7 protein-coding genes and 1 pseudogene are annotated in these 8,610 nt (G+C 72.1%); 4 read left to right on the forward strand and 4 right to left on the reverse strand.

Features of this window, described 5'->3' with window-relative positions:
- From NGJ44_RS19885 to NGJ44_RS19895, 3 genes and pseudogenes are all read left to right on the forward strand, one after another.
- Positions 1 to 842 (forward strand): annotated as a pseudogene (locus tag NGJ44_RS19885) (DUF802 domain-containing protein); the annotation flags it as partial.
- Complete coding sequence (locus NGJ44_RS19890) at positions 839 to 1,468, forward strand: OmpA family protein (protein WP_251865359.1); 630 nt, start codon at positions 839 to 841, stop codon at positions 1,466 to 1,468. The pseudogene NGJ44_RS19885 and the gene NGJ44_RS19890, both read left to right, overlap by 4 nt.
- Positions 1,461 to 2,087: a DUF2894 domain-containing protein gene (locus NGJ44_RS19895; protein WP_251865361.1), complete on the forward strand. Its 627-nt coding sequence runs from the start codon at positions 1,461 to 1,463 to the stop codon at positions 2,085 to 2,087. The genes NGJ44_RS19890 and NGJ44_RS19895 overlap by 8 nt, the downstream gene beginning before the upstream one ends.
- A gap of 7 nt (positions 2,088 to 2,094) precedes the next feature.
- Here the strand turns inward: NGJ44_RS19895 and NGJ44_RS19900 are convergent, their stop codons facing one another.
- The 4 genes from NGJ44_RS19900 to fhuE form a co-directional block, all read right to left on the reverse strand.
- Positions 2,095 to 2,733: a Vgb family protein gene (locus tag NGJ44_RS19900; RefSeq protein ID WP_251865363.1), complete on the reverse strand. Its 639-nt coding sequence runs from the start codon at positions 2,731 to 2,733 to the stop codon at positions 2,095 to 2,097.
- A 39-nt stretch (positions 2,734 to 2,772) separates the two neighbouring features.
- Entirely contained in the window at positions 2,773 to 4,008 is a 1,236-nt protein-coding gene (locus NGJ44_RS19905) for a helix-turn-helix domain-containing protein (RefSeq protein ID WP_251865365.1), read from the reverse strand.
- A gap of 3 nt (positions 4,009 to 4,011) precedes the next feature.
- Positions 4,012 to 5,103: an Lnb N-terminal periplasmic domain-containing protein gene (locus NGJ44_RS19910; protein ID WP_251865367.1), complete on the reverse strand. Its 1,092-nt coding sequence runs from the start codon at positions 5,101 to 5,103 to the stop codon at positions 4,012 to 4,014.
- 108 nt (positions 5,104 to 5,211) lie between these two features.
- On the reverse strand, positions 5,212 to 7,407 hold the full coding sequence (gene fhuE / locus NGJ44_RS19915) for a ferric-rhodotorulic acid/ferric-coprogen receptor FhuE (RefSeq protein ID WP_251865369.1): 2,196 nt from the start codon (positions 7,405 to 7,407) through the stop codon (positions 5,212 to 5,214).
- 301 nt (positions 7,408 to 7,708) lie between these two features.
- On the opposite strand from fhuE, the gene NGJ44_RS19920 reads away from it, so the two are divergent.
- On the forward strand, positions 7,709 to 8,437 hold the full coding sequence (locus NGJ44_RS19920) for a FadR/GntR family transcriptional regulator (protein ID WP_251865371.1): 729 nt from the start codon (positions 7,709 to 7,711) through the stop codon (positions 8,435 to 8,437).
- Positions 8,438 to 8,610: the final 173 nt, after the last annotated feature.

An 8,610-nucleotide genomic window follows, 5' to 3' on the forward strand; every position in this document is an offset into this window, starting at 1 on the left:
CCGAAATCGACCGGCTGGTGCAGGCCGCCGCCGAGGCCCCGCAGGCGGCCGCCCGCATGCACACCGACCTCGCCGCCCGCGACGCCGAGCGTCTGCAGGCCTGGACCGGCACCCTGGCCGACATGGCGGCCTCGCTGCGCGAAGAGTGGCGCCTGGCCAGCGAACAGGCGGCTGGCCGGCAGCAGGAAATCTGCGACGCGCTGGCCTCGGCCGCGCGCGACATCGCCGCCGGCGGCCAGGCCCATGCGGCCCGCACCCTGGCCGAAATCGACCGCCTGGTGCAGGCCGCCTCCGAAGCGCCGCGCGCGGCGGCCGAGCTGGCGGCGCAGGTGCGCGCGCAGGTTTCGGAAAGCCTGGTGCGCGACAACGCCATGCTGGAAGAGCGCAACCGTCTGCTCGGCACGCTCGATACGCTGGCGCAGGCCGTGAACGAAGCCACGGCCGAACAGCGCGCCGCGGTGGAAGACCTGGTGCGGGCCTCGGCGCGCATGCTGGAAGAAACGGGCGCCCGCTTCGCCGGCCGGATCGACGCCGAAACCGGCAGGATCGCCGACGTGGCCGCGCAGGTCAGCGACGGCGCGCTGGACGTGGCCAGCCTGGGCGAGGCGTTCGGCGCGGCAGTGCAGGTCTTCAGCGAGTCCAGCGACAAGCTGGTCGCGCACCTGTCGCGCGTGGAATCGGCGCTGGACAAATCCATCGCCCGCAGCGATGAGCAGTTGGCCTACTACGTGGCGCAGGCGCGCGAAGTCATCGACCTGAGCATGCTGTCGCAGAAGCAGATCATCGAGAACCTCCAGCAACTGGCCACCGAACGCGCGCCCGACGGCGCCGAAACCGCATGAACGAGGATATCGACGCCGGGCTGGAAACCAGCGCGCCGACCTGGGCCGTTTTCGGCGACCTGATGTCGGTGCTGCTGGGCGCGTTCGTCCTGGTGCTGGTGGGCGTGATCGGCGTGCAGCTCGAACTCTCGGCCAAGCTGGACGAAGAGATCAAGCAGCACGAGGCCGAAACGCAGCGCCGCCAGACGCTGGAGCAGGCGCTGGCCGTGCCGCTGGCGGCGGGCCGCGTCACGCTGGTCGACGGCCGCATCGGCATCAGCGGCAGCGTGCTGTTCGCGCTGAACTCCGACCAGCTCCAGCCCGAAGGCCGCGAAGTGCTGCAAAGCCTGGCCGGGCCGCTGAAGGCCTACCTGGGCGCGCGCAACGAAATCCTGATGGTGAGCGGTTTTACCGACGACCAGCAGGTGCATGCCGGCAACCGCCGCTTTGCCGACAACTGGGAGCTTTCGGCGCAGCGCGCGCTGACCGTGACTCGCGCGCTGATCGAAGCAGGCGTGCCTTCCTCGTCCGTCTTCGCCGCCGCCTTCGGTTCGGAGCAGCCGGTGAGCCCCAACACGGACGAAGCCGGCCGCGCCCGCAACCGGCGCGTGGAGATCGCGCCCATTCCCCGGCCTTCCCATGACTGAGCCCCGGGCCGCCGACCGTCTCGACGCCGCGCCGGCCGCCGCCGGCGACCCGGATACGGAAGCCGCCGTCCCGCGCGACCCGGTGCGCGCCCGCTATCTGGAAGCGCTGGCGCGGCGCGCCGCCGCGCGCCAGGGCCCCGCCGGCGAACGCGCCCGGCAGCGCCTGGCCGCCCTGTCGGCGGGTCCGGAACTGCCGCCCCGCGCGTCGCAGAAACCGGCGCAGGCATTCCCGGCCCGGCCCGGCGCGCTGGCCGGGCTGCTCGGCTATCTCGACGCCCATCCGCAAGCCGATCCGGACCGCGCCGCGCGGCGCGCGGCCTATCCCGAAGCCCCGATGCGCGCGGCGCTCGAAGCCGTGTGGGCCGCCGTCCGGGCCGACCGGCAGTTGCGCAAATCGGAAGAACAGGTGCCCGAAAACGCCGGCCCGCTCAACTCCAGCCACCTGGTGCACCGCTCGCTCTCGCTCATGCGCGAGCTGTCGCCCGCCTACCTGCGGCAGTTCCTGTCCTATGTGGAAGCCCTGTCCGGCGTGGAACAGATGAGCGAAGCCGCCGCCGCGGCCCGTGAAGCGGCGCGCGCGCCCGGCGCCAGGAAGCCGGCCCGGCGCAAGGCGCGCTGAGGTCAGGTCAGCGTCTGGCGGGACGCTGGACCGCGCGCAGGCGGCCGCTGTCGCCGCCGCCGCAATAGAACAACCCCGCGCCGTCCCACTCCAGGCCGGAAACCCCCAGCCCCTCGGGCAGCGCCACCGTCTGCAGCGCCTCCCCGCTCTCGGGATCGATGCGCCGCAGGTCGCTCGCGCCGTCTTCCCACGTGCCGTGCCAGAGTTCGCCCTCCGCCCAGGTGACGCCGGTCACGTAGCGCCGCGAGGCGATGCGCCGCAGCACGTCGCCCGTGGCGGGGTCCAGGCGCAGGATCTCGCGGTCGCGGTAGCGCCCCACCCAGAGCGATCCCTCGGCCCAGGCCAGGCCGGAATTGCCGTCGCCGCCTTCCGGCGCGGGAATCGAAGCCAGCGTCTCGCCGGTGGCGGGGTCCAGTTTCAGGATGCGGCCGCCCGAGATCTGGTACAGGTGGCGGCCGTCGAACGCCGTGCCGGCCTGGGCCTCCACCGCCAGCGCGCGGGTAATGCTGCCCGAGGCGGGATCGAGCGCCGCCAGCCGGTCGCCGACGGCGAGCCAGACCGACTCGCCGTCCCAGGAAACGCCGTGGACCCAGTCCACGCCGGGAAAGGGGCCGTATTCGCGGATGATGCGAGCAGTCGTGTTCATGAGCCGTCCTTTGCATAAAGGGTAGTTGACGGCTCCATGCTAGGCGTCCTGGAGCGCGGCGGGGAGTAACAAGCTCGTCGCGAAAACGGGGCCGGCGGCGGGGAGCCAGCGCCGCGCGCGCCCCCGGCCCAGCGGCTGCGCCCGGCCCTGCCTGGCCAGCGCCTCCAGCGCGCGCTGCACGCTGCGCTGGCTGGCGCCCAGGGCCTGCGCCAGCGCCGAGCTGGACCACGGCCCGCCCTCGGCCAGACAGGCCTGCACTGCTGCGTGGCGGCCGTCCACGGGCGGCGCCAGCACCACCACCGGCACGCCGCGGCGCGGCGCCAGCGCATAGCCGGCCGCCGTGGCGCGGATCTCGGCGTGCGGGCGCAGCAAGGCGCGCAGCCGGCCCAGCTCCACGCGCAGCCTGGCGCGCAACGTCTCATCCGGCCGACGCATGCGGAACGCCGCCGCGATCAGCGCCTGGCGCGGCGCGTCGGCGGGCCAGGCCTCGCCCAGCGCGCGCGCCAGGGTGAACAATACCGGGCGGCGCGCCAGCGGCGCCTCCCAGCCCGCCTGCCGCACCGCGTGGCGGCAGGCATCGACGATGAACGCCTCCGAGGCCAACAGGGTCTCGACCTGCGCCAGGCGCAGCAGGCGCGCGCCGGCCGGCCCCACCTGCCGCGCCGCCGGCCGGCGCAAGGCGAGCAGGGCCTCGCCGACTTCGGACCGCAAAGGCGGAATGCCGGCGCGGCGGGCCTCGCGGGCGGCGCGGCGCAGCGCCTCGCGGGCGAGCCGGGCGCGCACCTGCCGCATGGCGATGCCCGCGCGGGTCAGTTCCCGCACTGCCGCCAGGGCCGCGGGCAGGCGGCCGGAGCCGACGCGGGCCAGCATGCCGCCGGCTTCGTCCAGCCTGCCCAGCCAGAGCAGGCGGCGGGCCTGCAACAGGCGCGCGTGCGCCGCATTGGCGTGATCGCCCGCCGCCGCCAGCTCGGCGCATGCCGCCTCCAGCGCGCTGCCGGGCCAGGCCGTTTCGCGCGCGGCCAGCGCCACTTCGGCCTCGGCCACCACGCAGCGGGCGCGGGCCACCGCCGCCCGCGCGCCGAAGGCCCGGCCCGCCTCGCGCAGCAGCTCGCGCGCGCGGTCCAGCTCTCCCAGCCGCGCCATGGCGATGCCGCGCAAGGCGAGCGCGGGCGCATCGCGGCGCAGGGCCACGCGGTTCAGGGCCTGCAGCACGTCGCCCGCGGCCAGCGCCCGCGCCGCCGCGGCGATCTGCGCGTCTTGCGGATCCCGCGCCATCGCTCAGCCCCCGGCGCCGCCCGCGGCCAGGAAAGGCGCGCGGATGGCCCTGGAAAATCCGGGCGTGTTGCCCGCCAGGGCGGCGCGCCCGGTGATGTCGGCTTCGCGCCGCAGCACGGCAAGCGGCACGCCGCGGTCCAGCCCGCCGTGCTCGTAGAGGTACTCGGGCAGATAGCCCGAAAGCAGCAGCCGGTAGTCCAGGGGCAGGCCGCCCACGATGGGCCGCACCAACTGGTAGACGAGCGTGGTGCAGTTGGCGAACAGCGTGTGGTAGAAACGCGGCTCGCGCTGGAGCGCGTTGGCCGTGGCCACATAGGAGAGGAACAGCGTGCGCATGGCCGGCCGCGGCATGCGCACGGGATACAGCGCCACGCGCTCGCCGCGCACCGCGGTGCGCACGTAGACGATGTCGCGCTCGTCGGCGGCCACCAGGCTCAGCTCGAATTGCTTGAAAAAGCCGCCGATCTCCGAGAACTGCTCGTGCGCCTCTTTGCGGATCTCCACCGAGAACGCCACGTGGCCGCCGTCAGCGAAGCCGAAGGACACCAGCGTGTGGGCGATGGCGGGCATGCCCCAGGACGAGAGAATCATGTCCACCGAAACCAGCTGGTCCAGGTCGTAGCGGCGCTCTTCCCAGCGGGGCGTGTAGCTGGATTCGCTGCGCCAGTCGAAATCGCGCACGTTGCGCAGCGTTGCCACCGGGCCCTGGACGGTGCCGCCCAGCATGCGCGAAACGTCGTCGGCCCAGACGCGGTCGTTGGAGGGCGCGAGCGACATCCACCAGCCTAGCAGCGCGGCCGCCGCGAGCGCGTACCCCGCCCTGGCGGCGCGCCGCATGCGCGGGACGGCCGCGCGCCGCCAGGGCGCGACGGCCGCGGCCACGGAAAGCGCGCCCCACAGCGCGATGAAAAGAATGCGGCCCGGGCCGCCGCGCGCCTGATACCACAGCGCGCCGCAGCCCCAGAGACCGAACAGCGCGACGGCCAGGCTGGCCAGCGCGCGGCCCGCCATGCGCGCGGCCAGCGCGAGCCGGGCCCGGACGCCGCTACGCGCCGGCGCGCTGGCTCTCCGCTCGCAGGTTTCCACGCTGTCCATGGTTGGCGCCGCGGCGCCGGCCCTCCGGATCGCGGCCGCCCCGGACCCGCGCCGGCGCCCCGCGCAACGATTCTACCGTCGCGGCGGCGCCGCGCCCGCGCTCAGTACTCAGTACTGATAGCGCATTGTCAGCATGGCGCTGCGGCCGGCGGCCCAGGCGCCCTGGCTGTAGAAGCCGATCTGGCTGTAGTACTTGCGGTCGAACAGGTTGTTGACGTTGAGCTGGGCCGACAGGTTGCGGTTGAAGCGGTAGCGCGCCATGAGGTTGGCGATGGCGTAGCTGCCCTGGCTCACCCGCTCTTCGCCGTTGGGACCGTAGGCCATGGTGTAGACGCGGCTTTGCCAGTTCACGCCGCCGCCCACCGTGAGGCGGTTCCAGTCGCCAGGCAGGCGGTAGGTAGTGAACAGGCGCACCAGGCTGCGCGGCTGGTCGGTCTGGATGGGGTTGCCGTCGCCGTCGCGGGCGGTCCAGTGCGACCATCCCGCCGCCAGGTTCCAGCCCGGCACGATCTCGCCCGAGACTTCCAGGTCGAAGCCGCGGCTGCGGGTGCCCTGGGCGGCGCGGTAGGCGGGGTCGGTCGTGCCCGGCACCATGTAACCCGGGTCTTCCTGGGCCACGTTATCCTGTTCCATCTGGAATACGGCGGCGCTGGCGTTCAGGCGGCCTTCCAGGAACTCGCCCTTGACGCCGGCCTCGTAGGCCTTGCCTTCAAGCGGGTCCAGCCAATCGCCGTTGCGGTCCTGGTAGCTTTGCGGATTGAAGATGCCGGTGTAGCTGACGTAGGCCGTGTAGTTGTCGTTGATGTCGTACAGCAGGCCGGCGTAGGGCGTGAAGGCGTGCTTGTCGAACGACGTGCGGGTCGTGCCGCCAAAGCCCACGTTGTCGGTTTCCCAGGTGCTGTAGCGCCCGCCCACGATCAGCTTGAGCGGATCGGCCAGGCTGAAGCGCAGCGCGCCGTACCAGCCGGTCTGCTTGGTGGTGTAGCGCGACGCGGTTTCGGTGTCGCCGCTCCATTGCGGCTCGGGATACGAGCCGTCCCAGCGCAGGAAGTTGCCTACCTCGGCGGGATCGATCGGCGCGCGGTAGCCGAAGTCGGCATACTGCCGGCCCAGGCTGGCGCCCACCACGGCCTCGTGGCGGCGGCCGAACAGCGTGAAGGGCCCGGAAGCCTTCACGTCCAGGCTGTTCTGCTTGCGATCGCCCAGGTACCAGGCGGGCGTGGCCGCCATGCCCAGGCCGGTCTGGCGATCCGGCCAGCCGGACAGGTACAGCAGCTTGGCGTCCATCTCGTGGCGCGAATGCGAGGCGGATGCCTGCAGGTTCCAGCCGCCGGCGAACCGGTGTTCCACGCTGACGAAAGCGTTCTGCGTCGTGCTGTTCCACGCGGTCCAATCGGCGCCGGTATTGAGCGAACGCTTCCAGTCGGTGCGGCCGCCGTCGGCGTACCAGAGCGGGAAGCCGCCCCAGCTGCTGCGGGCAGGGTCGTTGTCCTGGTAATTGAAGCCCACGCTAAGCGTGGTGTTGGCCGTGAGGTCGGCGTCGATCACGCCGTAGAACACCTTCTTGCGCTTGCTGTAGCCATCCAGATAGGAATGATTGTCCTGGTAGGCCGAGACGATGCGGCCGCGCACCGAGCCCGAGGCGTTGAGCGGAGAAGACAGGTCGGCCGTGGCGCGGTAGGTGTCCCAGGTGCCGGCGCCCAGGCTCAGGTCGGCCTTGAACTCGCGGCTGGTGGCGTGCTTGCGCACCAGGTTCACGGAGGCCGAGGGGTTGCCGGCGCCGGTCAGCAGGCCGGTGGCGCCGCGCACCACTTCCACGCGGTCGTAGATGATGGGGTCAGCCGACGACTCGCCCGCGTCGTAGCCCACGTCGAACGACGTGGGCATGCCGTCGTACAGGTAGTTGGAGATGCTGAAGCCGCGCGAGTTGAACGAGTAGCGCTCGCTGTCGTAGTTCTGCACCGAGATGCCCGGCGTGCTGGCCAGCACGTCCACCAGCGAGCGCATGTCTTCGTCTTCGATGCGCTGGCGCGTCACCACCGTGACCGACTGGGGCGTTTCCCGCAGCGAAAGCGGCAGGCCGGTGCTGGCGGAGGTCGCCCGGGGCGTGTACGACCCCGTGCCTTCGGTGGTGACGGCCGGCGCGTCGGCCACCACCTCCACCGAAGGCAGCGTGGTCACGCCGCTTTCCTGGGCGCCGGCCGCGCCGGCGGCCAGGGCCGCGAGAATCAGGCAGGGTTTGCGAAATGGCGCGGCGCGCGCCGGCACAGCCGCGCGGGGCACGGCGGGCTTGTAGCGAGACATGGACTTCCCCTCCCAGGGAACTGGAAAATTATGAATTCTAATAGCAATGCTTCTCATTTTTCTTAGCAAATTCAGTTACAAGGAAATTTCCCGTCCGTCGCCAGGCGAGCTGCGCGCCGCGCGGCATAGTGGTTTTCCCTGAAAACAGGCTTCCCGGACCATTTGGCGGTTTTCAAGCGCCGGCCGGTCCGGTACATTGCAGTGGCCTGACCACCGAACCACCAGACACCTGGACCCACTACTGGAATCGCCGCCGCCGCGCCGTTAAGCTCCCCCTTCCCCACTACCGCTTCCGACCACCATGACTTCGCTGCAGGCCGTCGCCTCCACCCGCCTCTACCGCATGATTGCCGACCAGATCGCCGCCCGGATCAAGGCGGGCGACTTTCCCGCCGGCACGCGGCTGCCGGCAGAGCGCGACCTGGCCGAGCAGTTGCAGGTCAGCCGCGCCTCGGTGCGCGAAGCCCTGATCGCGCTGGAAATCGAAGGCTATGTGGACGTGCGCGTGGGCACCGGCGTCTTCGTCTGCGCGCCGCGCGAAACCGCGCGGCGCGACGCGGCCGCGGCCAATGCGGACAGCGTGGCCGAGGCCACCGACATCGGGCCTTTCGACCTGCTCGAGGCGCGCCTGCTCATCGAGCCCGAGTGCGCCGCGCTGGCCGCGCAAAAGGGCTCGCCCGCGCAGATCGCCGCCATCCGCGCCGCGCACGACGGCATGTCGCCCACCGAATCGCCCAGCGAACACGACCGCGCTTTCCACAGCGCCATCGGCGCCGCCTGCGGCAATGCCGCCCTGGCCGCCGCCGTTTCGCACATCTGGCACCTCAGCACGCTCAGCCCCGTCTTCCACCGGCTCGAGGAGCACTTCGTGACCACCCGCGTGTGGACCGAAGCGCAGAAAGAGCACCAGCGCATCCTCGCGGCCATCGTCGACCGCGACCCCATCCGCGCCCGCCACGCCATGCACGACCACCTGGTCAGCATCCTGGCGCGGCTGCGCGAAGACTTCGGCAGCACGGGGATCCGATGATGCGATGACCGGCTGACCTTTTCTCTCCCGGCGCCCGCGCGCCGGCTTCCCGAACCGACCGTGCACAGGCACCGCCGGCGCAATGCGCCGTCCGCGGCGAGGGGACCGGCTTGCCCGCGCCAGGTCCGCCTGCCGCGGCGGCGGCCCCAGCCGCGGCGTCCACAACCAACAAC

Source organism: Achromobacter sp. Marseille-Q4962, assembly GCF_943737005.1.
In the GTDB taxonomy this organism is placed as follows: Bacteria; Pseudomonadota; Gammaproteobacteria; order Burkholderiales; family Burkholderiaceae_B; genus Achromobacter.